The sequence below is a fragment of the Bradyrhizobium sp. CCGE-LA001 genome, assembly GCF_000296215.2.
In the GTDB taxonomy this organism is placed as follows: domain Bacteria; phylum Pseudomonadota; class Alphaproteobacteria; order Rhizobiales; family Xanthobacteraceae; genus Bradyrhizobium.
In genome coordinates, this window is the sequence record NZ_CP013949.1 from 4,780,459 (window position 1) to 4,801,772 (window position 21,314).

Consider the following 21,314-nt stretch of genomic DNA (forward strand, 5'->3'; position numbering starts at 1 on the left):
ATGCCGGGAAAATTTCACGACGTTGCATTGCGGCACGGCGGGAACGCTTCCCGCCGCCAGCGTTCTGCCCTTTAATGCGGGGCAACAAGCCCGTTCGCGCCAGGTGCAAGCCGATGTGGAACCGCCCGAGGTTCGATCTCAAGGTCCGTCTGACGTTGCTGGTGGCCGGGATATCAGCCGCCTGCTTCGCGGCGATCTCCGCCTATTTCCTGATCGCAGCCGACCGCGCCGCGCATGCGCGCATCGACGGTATCGCAGCCATCGTGGCGAAGTCGCTGGAGCTGCAACAGGGCAAGATGCAATGGGGGACCAACCCGCGCTCGGATTTCCCCAACCTCGATCCGGTGTCGGCCTACGTCATGACGCCCGGCCTGTGTCTTGGCTTCCGTGGCGCGAGCGGCGACATGCTCCAGCGATTCTGTAGCGGCGCGCCGGCCCCCGCGAGCCCGCCGCCGCAGCTTTTTACCGCCTTCTATCGCAGCCTGTTCGACCCCGGCCGCGAGGCGGCGCGGCCCGTGATCGTGCGCGGCGCCAAGCTCGGCGAGACCGTGGTCACTGTCGATCCGGCCGTGCAGACGGCGGAGGCCTGGCACGAGGCCGGCCGCCTCACGATCGCGCTTGCGATCGCGCTGCCGCTGCTCTGCGCGCTGGTCTATGCCGCCCTCGCCCGCGCCCTGCGCCCCACCCGGATGATCGGCGACGGACTCGAGCGCATCGCCGCCGGCGATCTCACGACGCGGCTGCCGCCGTTCGATCTCGCCGAGCTCTCGGCCATCCGCGACGTCTTCAATCACCTTGCCGAAAGCCTCGACCTCGCGCTGGCCGAACGCAACGAACTGACGCGGAAGCTGATCGCGCTCCAGGACGAGGAGCGCCGCCATCTCGCGCGCGAGCTGCACGACGAGTTCGGCCAGTCGCTCGCCGCCATCCGCGCGCTCGCCGCCTCCGCCCGCCAGACCGCGGCGCAGGACTGCCCGGACTTGCTGGGAGAGTGCGACGGCATCGCCCGGACCGCGACCGGCATGATGGAGACGCTGCGCGGCGCACTGTTCCGGCTGCGGCCGCCCGACGTCGACGAGCTCGGCCTCGTCGCGAGCCTCGAAGGCCTGGTGTCGGGCTGGAACGGCCGCAGCCGTGGCCAGCCGCGCTTCGAGATCCGGTTCGAGGGTGCCTTCGACAGCGTGCCCGCATCCGTCAGCGCCAACCTCTATCGCATCGTGCAGGAGGCTCTCACCAACGCCGCCAAGCACGCCGGCGCCACGAAGGTCAGCCTGCATCTGACCACGGCCGACAGCGAGATCGCGCTCGCGATCGAGGACGACGGCCGGCCGAACGATGCCGCGGCGAAATCCGGCATGGGCCTGCTTGGCATGCGCGAGCGCGTCGCCGCGCTTCGCGGCCGGCTGAGCTTTGAGTCTGGCGCCCACGGCTCGGCGCTGCGCGTGTTCATTCCGCTCGCATCCGCCGATCGGCCTGCGCTGGACCACGCGGCATGAGCGGGACCGAGGCGACCATCCTGCTGGTCGACGATCATTCCGTCGTCCGCGAGGGCTATCGCTCCGTGCTCCAGAAGCAACCGGGGCTGCGCGTCGTCGCCGAGGCCGCCGACGGCGCGGAGGCCTATCGCCTTTACAAATCCGAGGCGCCCGATCTCGTCATCATGGACCTCAGCATGCCCGGCATCGGCGGCATCGAGGCCGTCAGACGGATCAGGCAATGGGACAAGGCCGCGCGGATCCTGGTCTTCACCATGCACGAGAATGCCGGCTTTGCGGTGCAGGCGATACGCGCCGGTGCGAGGGGCTATGTCACCAAGACGAGTCCGCCCGAGACGCTGGTGCGCGCGGTGAAGGACGTGCTCGCCGGCAAGATCGCCATCAGCCCCGACATCGACCATGAGCTTGCGCTGAGCCGCATCAGCGGCGAGAGCTCGGCCGCTGACGTCTTGACGCCGCGCGAATTCGAGGTGCTGCGGCTGCTGCTCGCGGAGAACACGACGGAGGAGATCGCCGAGACGCTCCACGTCAGCCCGAAGACGGTGGCGAACCTGCACTCGCTGATCAAGGACAAGCTCGGCGTCGGCTCCGACATCGAGCTGGTCCGGCTGGCGCTGCGCCAGGGGATCCTGACCGAGGTCGATCTCGGCGAGACCTGATCGGTCAGGCCAGATAGCGCGCCAGATACCCTTCCATGGCGTAGAGCGCGCAGAGCGCGAGGCTCGACCACACGGCCGCGCTGAAATACAGGAACATCCAGGTCAGCTCGCCCCTCCAATGCGCGACGTCGTGGGTCACGACCCAGCGCGTCGCAACGTCACGCAGACCTTCGAAAAATCCGAGGAACTTGTTGCCCTCGGCGTGCCCTGCCCGCCAGCGGCTGAGATACATCGGCACGTCGACCGTGATGAGAAAGGCGAGGAAGCAGGCGATGCCGACGATGCCCGACATCAGCGCCCAGCGCACCACGCCCTGGAATTCCGGCATCAAGCGGCACAGCGCGATGCCGGCGAGGAAGAAGGTCACGGCCCACAGCGAATTCTCGATCGCATTGTAGAGGAAGTTGGTCGTCACCACCGCGTACCAGGAGAAGCACTCCGCGATGACGATGATCGGCACGATCAGAAGCGCGATGTTCACCGCGGTCTCCGCGCCGGTCATCTGACCAAGCTGATGCAGGATGATCGCCCATTGCGCGGCAAAGCAGAGTTCGGCAACGGTCGCGACCGTGCGGCCGACGAACACGCTCGACAGCCAGGTATCGAACAGACAGATGCGCTGGACGTCGGCGCGCGGCAGCACCGAGCGGAAGGCGCAGCCGAACACGTAGCCGGCGCAAAGCAGGAACATCAGGCCGATATCCGAGCCGCCGCTGACGCTGCCGGCTACGGTCGGATAGAACTCGCGGTACAGCATGAACCAGACGAGGATGTTGGCAGCGCTGACCAGCGTCAGAGACCCCCACCACCACGCGAGGGGATTTGACCGTGCCTGCCACTGCAACATGAATTCGCTCCGCTGTAATCGACGTGACATCTGTTCGTAATAATCCTGTCACGAGACACCACGGAATCGCGACAAAAATCTGTGCGCGACGGCGCATTTTCCCGCGCGTGTAAGCCCGCCCGCGAAAACCGCGCGCGTCCGCATAATGGACACAAATATAGATTTCGTTAATCTGTTGGACAAATAGTGCAGCCGGGTGCATTAAACCCGTATGGCTCGAACCGCATCAAAACCAGCCCTTGCCTCCTCCTCCGCCGCGGCAGTGCTTGCCGAGAGCGCGGATGACGCCGCGTTTGCAACGACACTGGCCAAGGGCCTCGTCGTGCTTGAAGCCTTCAGGGCCGGCGCAACGCAGCTCGGCAACATGGAGCTGTCGACGCTCACCGGCATTCCGCGGCCGACGGTGGCGCGGCTGACGCACACACTCGCCGAGCTCGGCTACCTTCGCTACGACGCAGAACGCGCCAAATACCGCGTCGGCGCACGTGCCTTGCGGATGGCGCATCCGCTGCTCGCCGACATGCAATTCCGCCAGGTCGCGCGTCCGATGATGCAAGAGCTGGCGCAGAGCGTGCGCGGCACGGTCTCGATCGGACTGCTCGACGCAACCTCGATGATCTACGTCGAAACAGCGCGGTCCGGCGACGTCGGCCCCCACGTTCCCGACATCGGCATGCCGATTCCGGTCGTGATGACGGCGATGGGCCGCGCCGCAGCGGCGACCTTGCCGGCGGCGGACGCCGCAGGACTCGAGCGGCGCATTGCCGCGGAAGATTCCGAGTTGTGGGCGGCCTTCGAAGACAAGTACCGCGCCGGCCTCGCGCAATGCGCCAGCCGCGGCTTCTGCACCTGCTGGGGCGAGTACATGGCCTCGATCCACGCCGTCGCAGCCCCCTTGTTTCACGCAAGCGAGACAGGGCAGTCCTTCTCGATCAATTGCGGCATTCCGGCCTTCCGGCTCGAGCCGGGGCAGCTGGAGCGCGAGATCGGGCCGCGCATCGCAGCGCTTGCCGACAGCATCCGCACCATTGTCGGACAGACGGCACCAGCCGCGCCGCCTCGCAAAACAAGAAAATCATAAGCGCAAGGGAATGACATGGCTGGCCCGCTCGAAGGTTTGAAGGTTCTCGACATCGCGACGATCATTGCCGCGCCATTCGCCGCCACCCTGCTGGCCGACTACGGCGCCGATGTGCTCAAGCTCGAGATGCCCGGGCAAGGCGACGGCGTGCGGTCGTTTCCGCCGTTCAAGGACGGCAAGCCGCTGTGGTGGAAGGCTGCCAACCGCAACAAGAAGCTCGCCACGCTCGATTTGCGGACGCCGGATGGGCTTGCGCTGTTCAAGCAGCTTCTTCCGCGCTTCGACGTGCTGATCGAGAATTTCCGTCCGGGTACGCTCGATCGCTGGGGGTTGTCAAAGGAGGTGCTGTGGTCGATTCAACCGCGCCTCGTCATACTGCGCGCCACCGCCTTCGGACAGGACGGGCCGTACCGCGAGCGACCCGGCTTCGCCCGGATCTTCGAAGCCATGGGCGGGCTCACCTACATCACCGGCGAGCGCGATGGCGAGCCGACCCATCCGGGATATCCGATCGGCGATTCGATCGGCGGCCTGTTCGGCGCGGTCGGCGTGCTCACGGCGCTGTGGAAGCGCGCACGTTACCCCGATGCGCCAGGCGAGGAGATCGATCTGGCGCTGACGGAGTCGGTCTTCCGGCTGCTCGACGTTCTCGCGATCGAGCACGACCAGCTCGGCGCCGTCCGCGGCCGCATCGGCAACGCCAACGGCTACTCGGCCCCCGCGGCCGTGTTTCGCACCAGTGATGATCACTGGGTGACGCTCGCAGGTTCGACCAATGCGCTCTTTGCAGCCAATTGCCGCGCGATCGATCGTCCCGACCTCATCGACGACCCGCGCTTCGCCACCAACGGCCAGCGCGTCAGGCACGCCACTGAACTCAACGATATCTTCGCCGCTTGGTGCGCGGCACACCCGCTCGCCGAGGTCCTTGCGAACTTCAACGCTGCGCAGGGCACGCTCGCACCGATCTATTCGATCGACCAGATCGCCGGCGACCCGCAAGTGCGCGCGCGCGAAGCCATCACGCGTGTCCCCGACAAGGATTTCGGCACGGTCGCCATGACCAACGCGGTCCCGCGCTTCGCCGTCGATCCCACGCGGTTGCGCCACGCCGCCGGCGACATCGGCCAGGACAATCGCGAGGTCTACCGCGACTGGCTCGGTCTTTCGGAGGCCGAGATCGAACGGCTTACCCAACGCAAGGTGATCTGACGTCGCAAGTCCAACAAAAAACCAAGAAAATCAAGGGAGGACCACACAGTGGCAAGATTCGAGGTCACACGCCGAACCGTGCTAGGCACCATCGCAGCAAGCGTTGCGGCCAGCTCGAGCTTCACGGCACGCGCCGAAGACGCCTGGCCCTCGCGCACGGTGCGGCTGATCTCGCCTTACGGACCGGGCGGCTCCAACGACATTTCGCTGCGCCTGCTCGCCGAAGAGTTCGGCCGCAGTCTGCGTCAGCAGTTCATCGTCGAGAACAAGCCGGGCGCCGGGACGCGCATCGCCAACGACCTGGTCGCCCATGCGCCGGGCGACGGCTACACCTTTCTCTATGTCGCGGCCCCCTACGCCACCGCCGAAGCGCTGTTCGGCAAGCTGACCTATGAGCGCAAGGATTTGCAACCTGTCGCAATGGTCGTCGTCGCGCCCCTGTTCCTGATCATCAGCGCGGATGCGCCGTTCAAGACGTTGTCCGAACTGATCGCCTACGGCAAAGCGAAGCCGGACGGCCTCACCTTCGCCTCCCCTGGTGCCGGCTCGCAGCCGCATCTTGCCGGCGAGCTCCTGTTCCGGGACGCCGGCGTCAAGGGCCTCAACATCCCGTTCCGGGGCGATGCCGCCTCCTACACCGAGCTGCTGGCCGGCCGCGTCGACGCCACGCTGACGGCGCTGCCGACCGCGCTGCCCTACATCCGGAGCGGCAAGTTCACCGTGCTCGGCGTCGCCTCGCCGGAGCGCAGCGCACTGTACCCGCAGGCGCCGACCTTGCGCGAACAAGGCTTTCCCAATGTCGCTGCGGCCGGCTGGTACGGCTTCATGGCGCCGGCGACGACACCACGTGCCGTCGTCGACAAGCTCCAGGCCGAGGTTTTGCGCGCGCTCGCCGAGCCACCCATCAAAGACAAGCTGACCGCACAAGGACTCGAGGTGCGACCCGGCTCCGCGGCCGAATTCGGCCAATTCATCGACAACGAGACGCAGAAGTGGACCAAGCTGATCCGCGATGCCGGGCTCAAAGGCGAGTAAGAGGGGAAATCGGGTATGAAACACGTCCTGGTCAAACGCATCGCGGTCTCCGCGCTCGTTCTCACGCTCTCGATCGTGGCCGCGCAGGCGCAGAAGAAATACGATGCCGGCGCGTCCGACACCGCCATCAAGGTCGGCCAGACCATTCCGCTGAGCGGGCCTGCCTCGGCCTACGCCGTGATCGGCAAGACCCAGGCCGCCTATGTGAAGATGATCAACGATGAGGGCGGCGTCAACGGCCGCAAGCTCGAGCTGATCCAGTATGACGACGCCTATTCGCCGCCGAAGACGGTGGAGCAGGTCCGCAAGCTCGTGGAAAGCGACGAGGTTCTCCTGACGTTCCAGATCATCGGCACAGCGCCGAACGTCGCCGTGCAGAAATATCTCAATGCGAAGAAGATCCCGCAGCTGTTCGCCGCAACCGGCGCCGCGCGCTTCACCGATCCGAAGAACTTCCCCTGGACCATGGGCTTCAATCCCTCCTACCTCGTCGAGGGCCGGATCTATGCGCAGTACATTCTGAAGAACCATCCGAACGCCAGGATCGGCGTGCTCTTCCAGAACGACGACCTCGGCAAGGATTATCTCGCCGGCCTCAAGGCCGGCCTCGGCGACAAAGCCAAGATGGTCGTGGCCGAGACGTCTTACGAGATCAACGAGCCGACCATCGACTCACAGATCCTGCGGCTGAAGGATGCCGGGGCCGACGTGCTGTTCAGCGCCACCACGCCGAAGCAGGCAGCTCAGGCGATCAAGAAGGTCGCCGAGATCGGCTGGAAGCCGCTCCACATCATCGACATCAATGCCTCCTCGGTCAGCGCTGTGCTGAAGCCGGCAGGCCTCGAAAATTCCAAGGGCATCGTGAGCGTCGGTTATGTCAAGGACGCCGCTGATCCCGAATGGAAGGACGATGCAGGCATGAAGCGCTATCTCGCCTTCATGGCGAAGTACTACCCGGACGGCGACAGGGATTCGAACCTGAACGTTTACGGTTACATCACCGCTCAGCTCCTAGTGCAGGTGCTGAGGCAGTGCGGCGACGACCTCACCCGCGAGAACGTCATGCGGCAGGCGGGCAGCCTGAAGAACGTCGAACTCGACCTGACGTTGCCGGGGATCTCGGTCACGACCAGTCCGACGGACTACCGCGTCAACAAGCAGTTCCAGATGGTGCAGTTCGACGGCCAGCGCTGGCAGAAGCTCGGGGACATCATCACGGACGAAGCGAAAGAGTGAGCTCGCGCAGCCTCTCCCAGCGGCGCTCAGTGCCCTCCGGCACGCCGACCGCCCTTGCGGATGAAGTCATCTGACTCATCGATGTGGTGCTGATATTCGGAGATCGCGCGATTGGCCATGCGAATGCGGTTGTCTAGGCCTTCCTCGACCATCATGGTGATACGCTGCGCCAGGAACACGCAGGCCTCGAATTCATCGCGGATGGCGCCGGTCCGCGCCAGGAAGTCCCAGGCGATCTCGTAGGCCTGCTCGGCGGCTGGGTTGCGATAGTCGCTGAAGATAATGTGCGTCATGACCAGCCAAAGCCGGAGGAAGGCGATCGTTCCTATCGCTCGGATGCATGACCCCGCTGAGCGCGCGCAAAGCCACCGGACGCGTGGACGCGCCGGTGGCGAGATAGCGACGAGGAACGCTGAGACTTAGGCCGCTTGGCGCTGATGCGTCAGGTACTCCATGGTCACCTTCTCGACATTGGAGTCGATCCAGGACGCCATGCGCTGCTCTTCCTTCAGGGAGGCTTCGAGCAGCGGCTTGGCTTCCGGCGCACCGGCGGGGCCGCAGAGCGCCAGGAGCGATTTGTACGCGGCGATCTCGAAATTCTCGAACGCGTTGTTGGCGAAGGTGTTCTTGAGAATTTCGTCGCCCGCGACCGAATGCGCCATCGCCATCATGTTGGCCATCACCGACTGCGCCGTATCCTTCAGGCTGGACGTGCTCTCCCCGCAAGCCTGGAGACACTGCTCCAGCCGCTTGAGCTGCTCGTTGGTCTCCTGAAGGTGCATCGTGACCTTCGCCTTGACCTCGGGATACTCATCCAGCCGCTCCGATTGGCGTTCCATCAACTCGCGCGCCTGCACTTCCATCGCATGCGCATTGCGTAGTCCCACCACGAACGTATCGCGGGCTTCGTTAGCCATTTTCCTGTCCTCCGTTTGACTGGCTTCGTTGCCGCAACCGGGGAGCGCAGGCGATTGTTCCTAACGAGACCAGGGTGATTGCCAGAGGGGCCCGGCCGCCACGACGCATGTTCCGCCGAAGGACCCGGCGTTAACCTGTGATGGCAAAAGCCGAATGGATCTTCGGCGCCAGGAACGCCCAACTCCACCCGCGGTTCTCCGCAACGTCCAGCGGCATCGCGAAGTGGCAACCGCACAGCGAGACAGTGATGGTCGACGGGTCCCCACCTGCAAGCAATCTTTTAAACGCCCGTCCGGGACACCAGCCGGACAATTCGTCGGACCCGTATTTCATGCAGATCCGCGATGACCTCGCGGACAAGGGATTTTTCACGGCCTCTGCCGAGGAGTTGATCACTTGGGCGCGAACTGGATCGCTGATGTGGATGACGTTCGGGCTGGCCTGCTGCGCGGTCGAGATGATGCAGATGTCGATGCCGCGCTACGACGCCGAACGGTTCGGCTTTGCGCCGCGGGCGTCGCCGCGGCAATCCGACGTGATCATCGTGGCAGGCACCTTGACCAACAAGATGGCTCCCGCCTTCCGCAAGATCTACGACCAGATGCCGGAGCCGCGCTACGTGATCTCGATGGGGTCCTGCGCCAACGGCGGCGGCTATTACCACTATTCCTATTCCGTCGTCCGCGGTTGCGACCGTGTCGTGCCGGTCGACATCTATGTTCCCGGCTGCCCGCCGACGGCGGAGGCGCTGCTCTACGGCGTGATGCTGCTTCAGCAGAAGATCAGACGCATGGGCACGATCGAGAGATAGTTGAATGCATCGAGACAGGACATGAGCCAAATTCCCCTCTCCACATCGGCGGAAGCCGAACACGCCCAATCCGATCTCGATCGCAACGACAACACCCGGCAGATCGTCGCGGATGTCGCCTATCGGCAACTGGTCATCGTCAATGTGATGTTCGTCGGACTCGAAGGGGCCGGCGACGGCAATTGGGTTCTGGTCGATGCCGGCATTGCCGGCTCGGCGAAGGCCATCCGCTCCGCAGCCGGCGCCCGCTTCGGCGGACATGGTCGCCCCGCCTGCATCATCATGACGCACGCTCATTTCGATCATGTCGGCGCTCTCGAGACGCTGGCGAACGAATGGGAGGTGCCGGTCTATTCGCATCACGGCGAGCATCCTTATCTCGACGGCACACGAAGCTATCCGCCGGCAGATCCCAGCGTCGGTGGCGGGCTGCTGGCGCGACTTTCTCCGCTGTTTCCGACTAGCCCGGTGAATGTCGCGTCGCAACTCTACGACCTCCCCTGCGATCACAGCGTGCCTTTCATGCCCGATTGGCGCTGGATCCACACGCCTGGGCATACGCCGGGCCACATTTCGCTCTGGCGCGAACGCGACCGCGTGCTGATCGCCGGCGACGCCTTCATCACCACGCGGCAGGAGTCTGTCTATGCGGCCATGACGCAGAGCCCGGAGATGCATGGGCCTCCGATGTATTTCACGCCGGACTGGGCGAGCGCGAAGGCGTCAGTGCGCGAACTTGCCGCGCTTGCTCCTGAGATCGTCGTGACCGGACACGGCGCAGCGATGCAAGGACCGGAGATGCGCGCAGCGCTCGACGCTCTCGCAGAACGATTCGACGAAGTGGCGGTGCCTCAAAACCAACGAGCATAGGAACGGACGACGTCGGGCGTGATTGGTCGTCATCGTAAACCCCAAGGAGACACGACATGCGTAAGACAATTCTGACGATCTTCACCGCCGCAGTGCTGGCGGTCGCTTCGGTCGGCGCGGCCATCGCGCAAGGCGCAGGCGGCGGAGCCGGCGGTGGTGCTGGCGGAGCCGGTGGCGGCGCAGGTGGCGCGGGAGCCGGTGCAGGCGCAGGGGCCGGTGGTGGCGCGGGCGCTGGTGGTAGTAGCGCGGGCGGAGGTTCAGGCGGGACCGGCGGAGGCGGCGGCATCACGCACGTGGAGCGTGGCGGACAAGGCGCCTCCAGCCCTCCCGGCATGCGCAACGAAACCACTCCATCTTCGAGCGGCACAACACCGCGGCGCTAGGCAGAGCGCTGATCAGACTTTCAAGTCTGATCCCTTCAAGTTGTGCGCGTGAGAGCGGCCCCGGCGTTTCCTCCCCTCCGCCGGGGCCGCATCTTTTTCGCATCCTCTGCGAATGGATTTAGAACTCGACCAAGCAGCCGCTAGAAATGTTTAGGAACGCAACCTCCACCGCCCTCATTGCGCCATTGCACCAGCGCTAAGACAAAAGGAGTTGCGCATGTACTACTTCGACAAGCGACTGCAATACCCGGTCAAGGTCGAGAAGCCCGATCCCATCTTCGCCCGTCAGCTGCAACAGGCGATCGGCGGTGTGGAAGGCGAGATCCGCGTCTGCCTGCAATATTTCTTCCAAGCCTGGGGCGCGCGCGGTCCCGCCAAATATCGCGACGTGCTTCTCAACACCGCGACCGAGGAGATCAGCCACATCGAGATGCTCTCGACCGCAGTCGCGCTGAACCTCGAAAATGCACCGGCGACGATGCAGGAGACCAGCCTTCAAGGCAATCCGATCGTCGGCGCCGTGATGTCGGGCGGCGAAAGGCCGCGTCACGTGATCGAGGGCATGCTGCATAAGCACATACTCTCGACGGGCATGGCAGCCTTCCCGTCGGATAGTGACGGCATCCCCTTTGACTGCTCGCATATCTACGCCAGCGGCAATCTGGCCGCCGACATGTATTGCAACGTCGCCGCCGAATCCACCGGCCGGACGCTGGCCGTGCGTCTCTATAACTCCACGAGCGATCCGGGCATGCAGGACATGCTGAGCTATCTGATCGCGCGTGATACCATGCATCAGCAGCAATGGCTTGCCGTGATCGAGGAGATGGGCGGCGAGGCCTCGATGCCGATCCCGAACAGCTTCGACCGTAGCAAGGAGGCGACCGAGTTCGCTTACATGTTCATGGGCACCGAACGCAACGGGGCTCCTGTACCGCCTGGCCGCTACTCTGAAGGCCCCTCCCTTGACGGCCGCGGCGAATTCAGCGCTCGCCCTGGCTTTGAACCGCTTGGCGACGTGCCCGTGCTCGGACCGGCGCGGCCCGACAGCGCCGCGCAAGTGGAGCAGATGCAGGAGCCGCCGGTGACCAACGCGCTCACCTGAGCACGTTGATCAATGCGTCATTCCGGGCGCGCTCTATTCGGCGGCCCGGAATGAACACAGCTCCTACCGCTTGATGTCCGCCACATACGCCGCCAGCTTGTCCAGCGTCTGGTAGCCGTATTCGACCGCGCCGAAGCCGATCATGCCATCGCGCTGCTCGGTGCTGGAGGCCAGCTGGCGCATCATCAGCACGGTCTTGCCATTGCTTTGCTCGGCAAAGGTGACGGTGAAGCGGAACATGCCGGGATCGTCGTCCTGGTCGAGCCCGTGATCCATCTCCATCAAGGACGGCCGCTCGATGCGGCGGAAGCGCATGCGGTTGGGATAGACCGTGCCGTCGGGCCCGATCATGTTGAAGCGCCAGACGCCGCCGACACGCACGTCGATCTCGAAGGTCTCGATCTTGAACCCCTTCGGCCCGAACCATTGCGGCAAGTGCTTCGGGTCGGACCAGGCCTCGAACACCAGATCACGCGGCGCGTCGATCACGCGCGACATCACGATCTCCCGATCGAGCGACCATTGCGACAGGGCTGGATTGGCAGAATTCGTCATCACTCGGAACCTTTCCGTTTTGTTGCGCGGGACGGCCGCTTGGCGGCCGCCCTCTGCTTGTTGAGCTTGATCACATAGGCTTCGAACCGGTCGAGCCGCGCCTCCCAGGTCGCACGCTGCTGCTGGAACCAGTCTTCCGCGCCGAGCAGCGCATCCGGGCTGAGGCGGCAGGTGCGCACGCGGCCGGACTTCTCCGACAGCAGAAGCCCGCTCGTCTCCAGCACATGGATGTGTTTCATGAAGCTCGGCAGCGCCATGTCGAAGGGATCGGCGAGCTCGCCGACCGATGCCTCGCCTGAGCAGAGCCGCATCACGATCGCCCGCCGCGTGGGATCGGCGAGCGCGGAGAAGACTTGGTCGAGCCGGGATGATTGGTTAGCCATGAAGCTAACTATAACCCGCGACCAACCGCTGTCAATCATTGTTAGCTACACGGCTAAGTTATTTCGCCGCAGGCCATGTGGCGGATTCCTGCAAGCAATCGTGAATTGGGGCGCCCGGCGGTTCACGTTAAGAAGAGCCCGGGGGCGCATCACATCTTGCGTCAGAGCCTTGTCGTGTCCGTTGTCACCCCATCGTATCTCACAAGGCGAGCGCTCGCCCGGGCCGCGCTCGTTCCACTCGCCCTTGCCTGGCCCCGCCGCGCCTTGGCGGATTCCGACATGATCGCGCAGATGCGCGACATCGTCGCGAACCATCTGGCGCAGACGGTGACGTCGGACCATGCGGGCGGCCTTGCCGCCGCGCTCTATGCCGGCCGCCATGTCGAATTCTTCACCTATGGTTTTGCCGACGATGCGGCCAAACGGAAGGTGACGCCGGACACGCTGTTCAATCTCGCCTCGTTGCGAAAGCCGTTCGAGGCCGCGCTCGTGGCGCTCGGCACGCTGCGTGGCGAGCTGCGGCTCGACGATCGCCTGCCGAAATACCTGCCCGAGTTGAACGGCGACTACATCCGCCAGGTGACCGTTGGCCAGTTGGCCACGCACACGTCGGGACTGCTACTGCCGACCGACCATCCGCCCTGGCCGGACGAGCAGTTCACGCGCGACCAGTTCATCGCCATGCTGAACGCCTTCGCGCCCGCCCCCGGCGTTGCACCCGGCCGGCAGCGCATCTACACCCATGCCGGCTACGTGCTGCTTCAGCTCGTGCTCGAGCGCCGCTACGGCATGCCGATCGCGCCGCTGTTCGAGCAGCGCATCCTCAAGCCGCTGGGCATGACCGCGACCTACGTGCCCGCGCGCGGCGAAGACAATCGCGCCGTCATGGACGAGGCCTGGGTGCTGCGCGCGGCTCAGGGCTACTCGGATCAGGGCATGGCGATCGGCCCCATCGGCAACCAGCAGAGCTATTTCGATTTTCCCGGCACCGGCCAGATGTTTTCGTCCGCGCGCGATCTTGCGACCTTCGTCGCCGCCTGCGTCGACGGCCGCGCGATCGATCCGCATCTGCGCGGGGCACTGCGGATGACGCAGCGCGAGGCCTTCCATGTCGACGAGAAATTCGGACAGGGCATGGCCTGGGAGAGCGTGCACCTTCCCGGCGTCACCATCGTCGACAAGCCCGGCGGCCTCAACAACGCTTCCGGTTATATCGGGCTCGTACCGGCGCGGCGGCTCGGCCTCGTCCTGCTCGCCAATCGCGGCGAATATCCGCACGAGATCGCGCGCTACAAGATCCTGCCGGAACTGGCCCGGCTCGTGTCATCGCATTGACGCGAACGTCTTTAGATCGAGCGCGTCAGCCCGCCATCGACGCGGATGTTCTGGCCGGTGATGTAGGCCGCCCCCTCGGAAGCCAGGAACGAGACCGTCGCAGCGATCTCCTCGACCTTGCCGTAGCGCTGCATCGGCACGCTGTCGCGGCGCACATCCGTCTGCGGCAGGCTGTCGATCCAGCCCGGCAGCACGTTGTTCATGCGGACGTTGTCGGCCGCATAGGTGTCGGTGAATATCTTCGTGAAGGCGGCAAGGCCGGCCCGGAACACTGCCGAGGTCGGAAACATCGAGCTCGGCTCGAATGCCCAGGCGGTCGAGATGTTGACGATGGCCCCGTTCTTCTGCGCCTGCATCACCGGCGTCACCAGCCGGGTCGGACGGATCACGTTGAGGAGATAAGTATCGAGGCCGGCATGCCATTGCTCGTCGGTGATCTCGGTGATCGGCGCGCGCGGACCGTGGCCGGCGCTGTTGACGAGCACGTCGATGCGTCCCCATTTGGCCAGTGCGCCGTCGACGAGGCGCTTCAGATCGTCGTTGGACTTGTTCGAGCCGGTGACGCCGAAGCCGCCGAGCTCGGCCGCCAGCGCCTCGCCCTTGCCGGAGGACGACAGGATCGCCACGCGAAACCCGTCCGCTGCGAGCCGCCGCGCGGCCCCTGCCCCCATGCCGCTGCCGCCCGCGGTGACCAGTGCAACCTTCTCCGCCATGACCTGTCGTCCTCTGATATCGTCGAGCCGAACCGCAGGCCCGACCCGTCATGAGGCCTTCTACCGCCGGACCTGCCGTCAGGTCCACTGCCGAGAGCATCCGTCATGAGCGATATGCAGATCCGCAATTTCCGTCCCGAAGAGATCGCCCTCGCCATCGACTGGGCCGCGGCGGAGGGCTGGAATCCAGGCTTCGCCGATGCCGCCTGCTTCGCGATCCCCGATCCGCAAGGCTTCTTCGTCGGCGAGATCGACGGCGCACCGGTCGCGACAGTCTCCTGCGTCAATTATGACGACCGCTTCGCCTTCCTCGGCTTCTACATCGTACGCGAGAGTTTTCGCGGGAGCGGCCACGGCCTGCACATCTGGAACGCGGCGATCGCGCATGCGGGCGGTCGCGTGATCGGGCTCGACGGCGTGGTCGCGCAGCAGGACAATTACAAAAAATCCGGCTTCCAGCTTGCCTACGCCAATATCCGCTATGGTGGCGTCGTGGCCGCGCCAGCGAAACCGCCGGCCGAAATCGTCGCCTTCGACGAGATTCCATTCGCGATCATTGAAGCCGATGACGCCACCGTATTCCCTGCCGCACGCAGCGCCTTCCTGCGCGCCTGGATCAACGCATCAGGACATATGGGCCGCGCGCTGCTGCGAGACGGCAGGCTCGCCGCTTGGGGCGTGATCCGGCCGTGCCGGACCGGCCACAAGATCGGCCCTCTCGTCGCCGACGACCGCGCGGCGGCGGAGGCGGTCACGCAAGCTTTGCTGGGAAGCGCACAAGGTGGCGAGATCTTCCTCGATGTCCCCGCCGTCAATCGCGAGGCGATTGCGCTCGCAGAGTCACTCGGGCTCAAGCCGGTGTTCGAGACGGCGCGGATGTACACCGGCCCCATCCCGCCACTGCGCATCGATCGCGTCTTCGGCGTGACCAGCTTCGAGCTGGGCTAGAGCGTTTTCGAGCGAAGTGGACACCGGTTCGCGTGAAGAAAACGCGTCAAAACAAGATCTAGAGCTTCGGTTCTGATTCAATCAGAACCGATAATGCTCTAGTAGCAGCGCGTGATGTTGACGGTGTGTTCAGTGCCGCCGCGGCCGGGCACCGTCACCTGCTCCGTCGGACAGCTCGGCACATAGGGCCGATCGGACGGCACGACGTTCGGCGGGAAGCGATGCGTCCAATCCCAGGGAATGTCGTACGTATAGGTGTAGCGCACGTCGCCCGAGAACGAATGAGTTGTATCGCCGTTAGGCTGGCCGTAGCTCGCACCGTCATTGAAGAACCCGCCGCCGCCGGGCCAATAGACCCAGGGATTGTTGCGACGGTGAAACCGGGCACCCGGCCCGATCGGCGCGCGCGCCATCGCACCTCCAGGGCCCGCGGCTGCGCCATGCGGCGCGGCGCCGGCAGGCCTGGCAAAACTATCGGTGGGAATAAGGAGCAGCGCGGCGGCGCTGAGCGAGGCGAACAGCGCCCCATATGATCTGGACATCATGATACGCACCAACTCGTTTGGCTTCGCGAATAGCGGCTCCCCACTGCACGCTAGGCCGGGCTGTCGCCCGCCCGCAAATGTATAATTAATTATTGGTTAAGGCTTGCGATTAACGGGGAACCTGGTGCGGCAGAACGCCCGTTCACCTCTGCTTCAAACCCATTCGTTCCGGAGCCTGCGCTTCATAACCAGTTGAACGGAGTTGATCGCGCCTGCGGCATACGTCCGGAACGCTCCCGCAGCGCAACCGTTGGCTCCCGACAGAAGCAAGGAGCATCTCCAATGCAGAACAAGTCTAAACTCCTGTGCCTGATCACGGCATCACTCATCGCGGGCACGGCGGCCGCTTCGGCCCAGGGCTACGACTGGAACGGCCCGCGCGTGGGTTGGGACAGGACAGCGCCCGCCTACGAACCGGTTCAACCGCGCGCGTACTATCCGGATGTCGCCGGTCCCTATGGCGCGTACAACGGCACCAACCATCCGACCCCGAGTTCGACACAGGGCGATGTCGGCCCTGACGGCAACAACAACGGCACGCTGACCGGCCACTATCGCTGGTAAAGCCGCGCAACGTTAGGCCCACCATCCGCACGGACGGTGGGCCTTCGCGCGTCGGCGGCTCGCTCGCTTGCGCAGCCAACCGAGCATGTCACGGCGTCAAGCCACAAGCCCTTGCGTTCGGACGGGCGAAACACCCAAACCCGGGGTCAAGCGAGCGCCGGCGAAATATTTCTCTTTATTCGAATTCGGATTTTTGTTAGGCTTTGCACACTCCGGCCCACCGAAGAGGGGCGTATCGCGATCGTCACGAACGCGGGCCGGGCGGCGGTGGACGTGGGTCCACACCGGCGCGAAAAGCTTCGCAGGGCGGGCAACCGTGAGCGAACGCGTCGCGTCAACGACGGGTGCGGTTCGCGTACGGTAAAATCGTGTCGTCCTGGCGCCCGGGGTCTGTGCGCCAAGTCTTGCGGTGATGTGGCGGCCCAACCGGGCGCGCGCATCAGCCATCTGCAAGGCGACGGGGGCAATAGTGCATCGCTCCCCGGGGAGAACACGACATAAGCCGTAAAACCACTGCGCAGGGAAGGCCGGTTGCTTGGCTTCACCTGTATGCCGCTGTGCAATCTTGTAAAGCACACGCTTTCGCACAGTGGACCGTGGGTGCCCGGCCGGCACCCGGTCTTCCCTGCGCCCTTCTTCATTGGGTGTGAGGCATCGACGCAAAGCTCGGGCGAATGAGCCGCGAGGCTGAAAACGCGTGTCTGCATGAAGATGCGAACGTAGTATCTCCGCGGAGAATGCCGGGTTGCTTCCGCCTTCGCCAAGCCCCGGCGGACAAGTCGTTGCGCTCGCAAAGACGACGTTGAGACAGCTGTGCGCGAAAACTTCGCCCTCGTGCCCCGGACGCAGCGCAGCGCTATCTCGTGATGCGGAGCATCGTCCGATGCAGCTTCCTCCCCAGCCCATTGCAAATGTCACAGGCCTTGTAACGAAAGCGTCATGCGGCGAAACTAAACGAAGCTGGAAGCCGCGATCGCGGCGATTTGCCTCATGGCAGGGAGAGATTCGATGCGCCGTTCACTGGTGTTGCTGTCCGCCGGACTGACGGTCCTGTCCACCGGACTTGCCTCGGCGGAGAACAACACGCCCCGCAATTTGATCCTGTTCATTCCGGACGGTCTTCGCGCGCTGAAGGTCACGCCGGAGACGGCGCCGGCGATGGCCGAAATCCGCGACAAGGGCGTCAACTTCAAGAACCCGCATTCGCTCTTCCCGACCTTCACCATGGCCAACGGCTCGGCGATGTCGACCGGCCATTATCTCGGCGACACCGGCGTGTTCTCAAACACGATCTGGACCAACTATACCTCGGCGCCCGCCGGGGACACCGTGGTCCCCTTCATCGAGAATGACGCCGTGCTCGGCGACATCGACGAGCATTTCAAGGGCAACTATCTCAACGAAGAGACCATCCTGAAGATGGCGCGCGACAAGGGGCTGAGCACCGCGGCGATCGGCAAGGTCGGCCCGACCTACCAGTTCGACCATACCGACAAGCCCGAAAAGCCCGGCCTGCACTCGGTCGTGTTCGACGATTCCACCGGCGGCAAGAACGGCGTCGCGCTGTCGGACGAGGTGAAGGACGCCCTGACCAAGGCCGGCCTGCCCCTCGCCACGCCGCCGCGCGGCGACAACTCCAAAGCGGGCGATGCCAAGACGCCCGGCACCACGTCTGCCAATGTCGCGCAGCAGGCCTATTTCGCCGACGTCGCCACCAAGGTGGTGCTGCCGATGTTCAAGGCCCGCAACAAGCCGTTCGTGCTGGTGTTCTGGTCGCGCGATCCCGACGGCAGCCAGCACAACACCGGCGACAGCCTCAACCAGATCATGCCGGGCATCAACGGCCCGACCTCGATGGCCGGCATCAAGAACGCCGATACCAACCTTGCCCAGCTCCGCAGGGCGCTGGACGAACTCGGGCTCGCCGCCTCGACTAACATCATCGTCTCCGCCGACCACGGCTTCTCGACCATCTCCAAGGAGAGCAAGACCAGCCCCTCGGCCAAGCTCAGCTATGACGACACGCCGAAAGACTTCCTGCCGATGGGATTTTTGGCGATCGACCTGGCGAAGGCGCTCGACTTGCCGCTGTTCGACCCCAACGACAAGAACGCGAAGGTCGAAGGCAACAAGCATCCGAGGTTCGGCAACGGCGTGCTCGGCAAGGATCCGGAGAAGCCCGACCTCGTCGTCGCCACCAATGGCGGCTCGGACCTGATCTATCTGCCGAAAAAGGACAAGAACCTGGCGGCGAAGACCATCAAGGCGCTGCTCGAGCAGGATTACGTGTCCGGCCTGTTCGTCGAGGATTCTCTCGGCCGCTTCCCCGGCACGCTGCCGCTGTCGAGCATCAATCTGCGCGGCAAGTCGGCGACGCCAACGCCCTCGATCGTCGTCAACTTCCGCTCCTATGCCAGCGATTGCGGCGAGGCACCGACCAACTGCTCAGTGCAGGTCGCCGACACCGTGCTGCGCCAGGGCCAGGGCATGCATGGCAGCTTCAGCCGCGGCGACACCATGAACTTCATGGCCGCGATCGGTCCTGACTTCAAAGCCGGCTATGTCGACGAGCTGCCGGTCAGCAATGCCGACGTTGGCATGACGGCCGCCCAGCTGATGGGCCTGCGCGCTTCGCAGAAGGGCGAATTGGTCGGCCGCGTGATGTCGGAGGCCATGCCGAACGGCACCGTGCCGAAGGCCCATGTCGGCACGCTCAAGTCCAAGCCCGCCGAAGGCGGCCTGATGACCGTGCTGAACTTCCAGCGCGTCGGCAGCCAGCGCTATTTCGATGCCGCCGGATTTCCGGGCCGCACGCTCGGGCTCGAGCCTGATGCCGGCAAACAAAAAACGGCGGGGAAATGACCCCGCCGTTCCCTCGCGTCCTCGATTGAGGCGCGCAAATTCACATGGCCGGACTATTACATCCCGATGTCGAACACGTTCGGCAATTGGCCCGCCAGAGGCAGCGCAGTGGCGCCGAGGAAGGTTGCCACCATCGCCATTAGGCGACGGTTGTTCTGGCGCTTGCCGCGCATCTGGCCGGCGATCCACTCCAGCATCTCGCTGTTGACCTTGGAGGCATAGGACGGCGCCCAGCTCTCGATTTCGGTGTCGGCCGACAGCGCGACGCTCCGCGGCGGCACCTTCAGACCCGAGGCGCTCGCGGCATAATGGGCGACCGCCTTGGCCAGCAGGTCGTCGAACCGGCCATCGTCGGTGCGCTCGGTCGCGGCCTCGTTGATCTCGAACAGCACTTCGGCCTCGGCGCGGCTGACCGGCTGGTCGTTGACGGCCGTGGCGGTGAGGATGCGCGAGCACCAGGCGGTGTCATCGGCATCCAGCGAACGGGAGAAATGCACCCTTCCCTTGGTGGTCGGGCCTTCGCCCGTGATCACGCCGTCGCGCACGATGCCCAGGGCATGAGCCGCGGTATCGCGGCAGGACGGTTCGAGGGACGGCGACTCGGTAGGCTTAGGCGCAGCGGCAGACATAGTTCACTTCCAGATTTCTTCTGATCGGCCAGCATTTCCATGCCGGCGTAAAGGGGTGGTTAATGATTCGGTACGGCGATCGCGACTTTTCGAGATGGTTGCCAATTGGTCGCTCTCAGAACCAGTTTGGTTCTGGACGCGCCGGGCGAGCGTGATGGAAGTCATAAAAGGCATTATCGGGGCGAGCGAGACCGTGTGACCCCGGGTGGAGATGTTTCGCCGCAGGTGCCGCTGTAACAAAAAGTTGCTAGGAAATGGGCCCTTCAAGGAAGGAATTCACATTTTACTTCAGCCGGTTCAGTTGCCGTTCACTTGGCGTCACCAAGTGCCTATACTGAGGCCGACGGCCAGAGATTAATTCCCCAGTAAATTCAATGCGATGAGGTAGAACCATGACACTTCCGATCGGCGCCACCGCACCCGACTTCGAAGCCGAGACCACCGAAGGGAAGATCAAGTTCCACGATTGGATCGGCAATAGCTGGGCGCTTCTGTTCTCGCATCCCAAGGACTTCACGCCGGTTTGCACCACCGAACTGGGCGCTCTCGCCAAGTTGAAACCGGAATTCGACAAGCGCGGCGTCAAGCTGATGGGCCTCTCGGTCGATCCGGTCGATCGCCATTCCAAGTGGTCGGAGGACATCAAGGAGACGCAAGGCGCCGCGCCGAACTATCCGATGATCGGCGACACCGATTACAACGTCTCAAAGCTCTACGGCATGCTGCCGGCTGCGATCTCGGGCGATCCCCTCACCCGCACCGCTGCCGACAACCAGACCGTCCGCAATGTCTTCATCATCGGGCCGGACAAGAAGATCAAGCTGGTGCTGGTCTATCCGATGACGACGGGCCGGAACTTCCAGGAGATCCTGCGCGTCATCGACTCGCTCCAGCTCACCGCCAAGCATCGCGTCGCCACCCCGGCGGACTGGTCGCAGGGCGAAGACGTCATCATCGCGGGCTCGGTCTCCAACGACGAAGCCAAGACGATCTACCCGCAGGGCTGGAAAGAGCCGAAGCCCTACATCCGCATCGTGCCGCAGCCGAAATGACTTTTGGCGGCCGCCCCTAGCGGCCGCAAAAAGTCATCCCAAGGCGCGCAAAGCGCGAACCCGGGATCTCGAGAT

At 64.4% G+C, this 21,314-nt stretch carries 23 protein-coding genes; 15 read left to right on the forward strand and 8 right to left on the reverse strand.

The window, feature by feature from the left end; genetic code table 11:
- The first annotated feature begins 113 nt into the window (after window positions 1–113).
- Together BCCGELA001_RS22230 and BCCGELA001_RS22235 are read left to right on the forward strand one after the other, a co-directional pair.
- Window positions 114–1,496 carry a sensor histidine kinase gene (locus BCCGELA001_RS22230; protein ID WP_060737775.1) on the forward strand — a complete coding sequence of 461 codons (1,383 nt, stop codon included), beginning with the start codon at window positions 114–116 and terminating at the stop codon, window positions 1,494–1,496.
- A complete protein-coding gene (locus BCCGELA001_RS22235; RefSeq protein ID WP_008548921.1) occupies window positions 1,493–2,155 on the forward strand; it encodes a response regulator in 663 nt (220 codons plus the stop codon). The genes BCCGELA001_RS22230 and BCCGELA001_RS22235 overlap by 4 nt, the downstream gene beginning before the upstream one ends.
- A 4-nt stretch (window positions 2,156–2,159) precedes the next feature.
- Here the strand turns inward: BCCGELA001_RS22235 and BCCGELA001_RS22240 are convergent, their stop codons facing one another.
- On the reverse strand, window positions 2,160–3,002 hold the full coding sequence (locus BCCGELA001_RS22240) for a hypothetical protein (protein ID WP_060736334.1): 843 nt from the start codon (window positions 3,000–3,002) through the stop codon (window positions 2,160–2,162).
- Window positions 3,003–3,213: 211 nt separating this feature from the next.
- Here BCCGELA001_RS22240 and BCCGELA001_RS22245 point away from each other — a divergent pair, with 211 nt between their 5' ends.
- Genes BCCGELA001_RS22245 through BCCGELA001_RS22260 form a run of 4 tightly spaced genes read left to right on the forward strand, consistent with a single transcriptional unit; the run spans window position 3,214 to window position 7,566 of the window.
- Entirely contained in the window at window positions 3,214–4,083 is an 870-nt protein-coding gene (locus BCCGELA001_RS22245; RefSeq protein ID WP_060736335.1) for an IclR family transcriptional regulator, read from the forward strand.
- Between the two features lie 15 nt (window positions 4,084–4,098).
- Entirely contained in the window at window positions 4,099–5,295 is a 1,197-nt protein-coding gene (locus BCCGELA001_RS22250) for a CaiB/BaiF CoA transferase family protein (RefSeq protein ID WP_008548938.1), read from the forward strand.
- A gap of 48 nt (window positions 5,296–5,343) precedes the next feature.
- Window positions 5,344–6,330, forward strand: a complete 987-nt coding sequence (locus tag BCCGELA001_RS22255; protein ID WP_060736336.1) for a Bug family tripartite tricarboxylate transporter substrate binding protein — start codon at window positions 5,344–5,346, stop codon at window positions 6,328–6,330.
- Between the two features lie 15 nt (window positions 6,331–6,345).
- Window positions 6,346–7,566, forward strand: a complete 1,221-nt coding sequence (locus BCCGELA001_RS22260) for an ABC transporter substrate-binding protein (RefSeq protein WP_008548941.1) — start codon at window positions 6,346–6,348, stop codon at window positions 7,564–7,566.
- A 26-nt stretch (window positions 7,567–7,592) separates the two neighbouring features.
- On the opposite strand, the gene BCCGELA001_RS22265 is transcribed toward BCCGELA001_RS22260, so the two are convergent.
- Entirely contained in the window at window positions 7,593–7,859 is a 267-nt protein-coding gene (locus BCCGELA001_RS22265; RefSeq protein WP_083543374.1) for a hypothetical protein, read from the reverse strand.
- Between the two features lie 126 nt (window positions 7,860–7,985).
- The gene (locus BCCGELA001_RS22270) at window positions 7,986–8,483 is read right to left on the reverse strand and encodes a ferritin-like domain-containing protein (protein ID WP_008548951.1); all 498 of its coding nucleotides are present in this window, start codon (window positions 8,481–8,483) and stop codon (window positions 7,986–7,988) included.
- 248 nt (window positions 8,484–8,731) lie between these two features.
- Here BCCGELA001_RS22270 and BCCGELA001_RS22275 point away from each other — a divergent pair, with 248 nt between their 5' ends.
- The 4 genes from BCCGELA001_RS22275 (at window position 8,732) to BCCGELA001_RS22290 (ending at window position 11,653) form a co-directional block, all read left to right on the forward strand.
- Entirely contained in the window at window positions 8,732–9,295 is a 564-nt protein-coding gene (locus BCCGELA001_RS22275; protein WP_060737777.1) for a NuoB/complex I 20 kDa subunit family protein, read from the forward strand.
- Window positions 9,296–9,316: 21 nt separating this feature from the next.
- The gene (locus BCCGELA001_RS22280; protein WP_008548959.1) at window positions 9,317–10,165 is read left to right on the forward strand and encodes an MBL fold metallo-hydrolase; all 849 of its coding nucleotides are present in this window, start codon (window positions 9,317–9,319) and stop codon (window positions 10,163–10,165) included.
- 56 nt (window positions 10,166–10,221) lie between these two features.
- On the forward strand, window positions 10,222–10,548 hold the full coding sequence (locus tag BCCGELA001_RS38600; protein ID WP_162492957.1) for a hypothetical protein: 327 nt from the start codon (window positions 10,222–10,224) through the stop codon (window positions 10,546–10,548).
- Between the two features lie 217 nt (window positions 10,549–10,765).
- On the forward strand, window positions 10,766–11,653 hold the full coding sequence (locus BCCGELA001_RS22290; RefSeq protein WP_008548966.1) for a manganese catalase family protein: 888 nt from the start codon (window positions 10,766–10,768) through the stop codon (window positions 11,651–11,653).
- Between the two features lie 63 nt (window positions 11,654–11,716).
- Here the strand turns inward: BCCGELA001_RS22290 and BCCGELA001_RS22295 are convergent, their stop codons facing one another.
- Window positions 11,717–12,208 carry an SRPBCC family protein gene (locus tag BCCGELA001_RS22295; protein ID WP_008548968.1) on the reverse strand — a complete coding sequence of 164 codons (492 nt, stop codon included), beginning with the start codon at window positions 12,206–12,208 and terminating at the stop codon, window positions 11,717–11,719.
- Window positions 12,208–12,591, reverse strand: coding sequence for an ArsR/SmtB family transcription factor (locus BCCGELA001_RS22300; RefSeq protein ID WP_008548970.1), 384 nt, complete (start codon window positions 12,589–12,591; stop codon window positions 12,208–12,210). The genes BCCGELA001_RS22295 and BCCGELA001_RS22300 overlap by 1 nt, the downstream gene beginning before the upstream one ends.
- Window positions 12,592–12,765: 174 nt before the next feature.
- On the opposite strand from BCCGELA001_RS22300, the gene BCCGELA001_RS22305 reads away from it, so the two are divergent.
- A complete protein-coding gene (locus BCCGELA001_RS22305; protein ID WP_442855139.1) occupies window positions 12,766–13,926 on the forward strand; it encodes a serine hydrolase in 1,161 nt (386 codons plus the stop codon).
- Between the two features lie 11 nt (window positions 13,927–13,937).
- Here BCCGELA001_RS22305 and BCCGELA001_RS22310 read toward each other — a convergent pair whose 3' ends face one another.
- Window positions 13,938–14,639, reverse strand: coding sequence for an SDR family oxidoreductase (locus BCCGELA001_RS22310; protein WP_060736339.1), 702 nt, complete (start codon window positions 14,637–14,639; stop codon window positions 13,938–13,940).
- A gap of 105 nt (window positions 14,640–14,744) precedes the next feature.
- Between BCCGELA001_RS22310 and BCCGELA001_RS22315 the strand changes: the two genes are divergently transcribed.
- Window positions 14,745–15,587, forward strand: coding sequence for a GNAT family N-acetyltransferase (locus BCCGELA001_RS22315; RefSeq protein WP_060736340.1), 843 nt, complete (start codon window positions 14,745–14,747; stop codon window positions 15,585–15,587).
- 98 nt (window positions 15,588–15,685) lie between these two features.
- On the opposite strand, the gene BCCGELA001_RS22320 is transcribed toward BCCGELA001_RS22315, so the two are convergent.
- Complete coding sequence (locus BCCGELA001_RS22320; protein ID WP_060736341.1) at window positions 15,686–16,132, reverse strand: hypothetical protein; 447 nt, start codon at window positions 16,130–16,132, stop codon at window positions 15,686–15,688.
- Window positions 16,133–16,414: 282 nt separating this feature from the next.
- Between BCCGELA001_RS22320 and BCCGELA001_RS22325 the strand changes: the two genes are divergently transcribed.
- Together BCCGELA001_RS22325 and BCCGELA001_RS22330 are read left to right on the forward strand one after the other, a co-directional pair.
- The gene (locus BCCGELA001_RS22325; RefSeq protein WP_008570385.1) at window positions 16,415–16,696 is read left to right on the forward strand and encodes a hypothetical protein; all 282 of its coding nucleotides are present in this window, start codon (window positions 16,415–16,417) and stop codon (window positions 16,694–16,696) included.
- 1,008 nt (window positions 16,697–17,704) lie between these two features.
- The gene (locus BCCGELA001_RS22330) at window positions 17,705–19,558 is read left to right on the forward strand and encodes an alkaline phosphatase family protein (protein ID WP_060736342.1); all 1,854 of its coding nucleotides are present in this window, start codon (window positions 17,705–17,707) and stop codon (window positions 19,556–19,558) included.
- Between the two features lie 56 nt (window positions 19,559–19,614).
- Here BCCGELA001_RS22330 and BCCGELA001_RS22335 read toward each other — a convergent pair whose 3' ends face one another.
- Window positions 19,615–20,187, reverse strand: a complete 573-nt coding sequence (locus BCCGELA001_RS22335; protein WP_008565837.1) for a hypothetical protein — start codon at window positions 20,185–20,187, stop codon at window positions 19,615–19,617.
- 392 nt (window positions 20,188–20,579) lie between these two features.
- Here BCCGELA001_RS22335 and BCCGELA001_RS22340 point away from each other — a divergent pair, with 392 nt between their 5' ends.
- Window positions 20,580–21,239: a peroxiredoxin gene (locus BCCGELA001_RS22340; protein WP_060736343.1), complete on the forward strand. Its 660-nt coding sequence runs from the start codon at window positions 20,580–20,582 to the stop codon at window positions 21,237–21,239.
- Window positions 21,240–21,314 lie beyond the last annotated feature (75 nt).

Excerpts from the sequence above, each read along its gene's own strand:
- BCCGELA001_RS22325 (WP_008570385.1), top strand. The coding sequence starts at position 16,415 with ATGCAGAACAAGTCTAAACTCCTGTGCCTGATCACGGCATCACTCATC.
- BCCGELA001_RS22310 (WP_060736339.1), bottom strand. The coding sequence starts at position 14,639 with ATGGCGGAGAAGGTTGCACTGGTCACCGCGGGCGGCAGCGGCATGGGG.
- BCCGELA001_RS22245 (WP_060736335.1), top strand. The coding sequence starts at position 3,214 with ATGGCTCGAACCGCATCAAAACCAGCCCTTGCCTCCTCCTCCGCCGCG.
- BCCGELA001_RS22270 (WP_008548951.1), bottom strand. The coding sequence starts at position 8,483 with ATGGCTAACGAAGCCCGCGATACGTTCGTGGTGGGACTACGCAATGCG.
- BCCGELA001_RS22250 (WP_008548938.1), top strand. The coding sequence starts at position 4,099 with ATGGCTGGCCCGCTCGAAGGTTTGAAGGTTCTCGACATCGCGACGATC.
- BCCGELA001_RS22295 (WP_008548968.1), bottom strand. The coding sequence starts at position 12,208 with ATGACGAATTCTGCCAATCCAGCCCTGTCGCAATGGTCGCTCGATCGG.
- BCCGELA001_RS22275 (WP_060737777.1), top strand. The coding sequence starts at position 8,732 with ATGGTCGACGGGTCCCCACCTGCAAGCAATCTTTTAAACGCCCGTCCG.
- BCCGELA001_RS22290 (WP_008548966.1), top strand. The coding sequence starts at position 10,766 with ATGTACTACTTCGACAAGCGACTGCAATACCCGGTCAAGGTCGAGAAG.
- BCCGELA001_RS22320 (WP_060736341.1), bottom strand. The coding sequence starts at position 16,132 with ATGATGTCCAGATCATATGGGGCGCTGTTCGCCTCGCTCAGCGCCGCC.
- BCCGELA001_RS22330 (WP_060736342.1), top strand. The coding sequence starts at position 17,705 with ATGCGCCGTTCACTGGTGTTGCTGTCCGCCGGACTGACGGTCCTGTCC.
- BCCGELA001_RS22300 (WP_008548970.1), bottom strand. The coding sequence starts at position 12,591 with ATGGCTAACCAATCATCCCGGCTCGACCAAGTCTTCTCCGCGCTCGCC.
- BCCGELA001_RS22235 (WP_008548921.1), top strand. The coding sequence starts at position 1,493 with ATGAGCGGGACCGAGGCGACCATCCTGCTGGTCGACGATCATTCCGTC.
- BCCGELA001_RS22265 (WP_083543374.1), bottom strand. The coding sequence starts at position 7,859 with ATGACGCACATTATCTTCAGCGACTATCGCAACCCAGCCGCCGAGCAG.
- BCCGELA001_RS22315 (WP_060736340.1), top strand. The coding sequence starts at position 14,745 with ATGAGCGATATGCAGATCCGCAATTTCCGTCCCGAAGAGATCGCCCTC.
- BCCGELA001_RS22240 (WP_060736334.1), bottom strand. The coding sequence starts at position 3,002 with ATGTTGCAGTGGCAGGCACGGTCAAATCCCCTCGCGTGGTGGTGGGGG.
- BCCGELA001_RS38600 (WP_162492957.1), top strand. The coding sequence starts at position 10,222 with ATGCGTAAGACAATTCTGACGATCTTCACCGCCGCAGTGCTGGCGGTC.
- BCCGELA001_RS22230 (WP_060737775.1), top strand. The coding sequence starts at position 114 with ATGTGGAACCGCCCGAGGTTCGATCTCAAGGTCCGTCTGACGTTGCTG.
- BCCGELA001_RS22335 (WP_008565837.1), bottom strand. The coding sequence starts at position 20,187 with ATGTCTGCCGCTGCGCCTAAGCCTACCGAGTCGCCGTCCCTCGAACCG.
- BCCGELA001_RS22340 (WP_060736343.1), top strand. The coding sequence starts at position 20,580 with ATGACACTTCCGATCGGCGCCACCGCACCCGACTTCGAAGCCGAGACC.
- BCCGELA001_RS22260 (WP_008548941.1), top strand. The coding sequence starts at position 6,346 with ATGAAACACGTCCTGGTCAAACGCATCGCGGTCTCCGCGCTCGTTCTC.
- BCCGELA001_RS22280 (WP_008548959.1), top strand. The coding sequence starts at position 9,317 with ATGAGCCAAATTCCCCTCTCCACATCGGCGGAAGCCGAACACGCCCAA.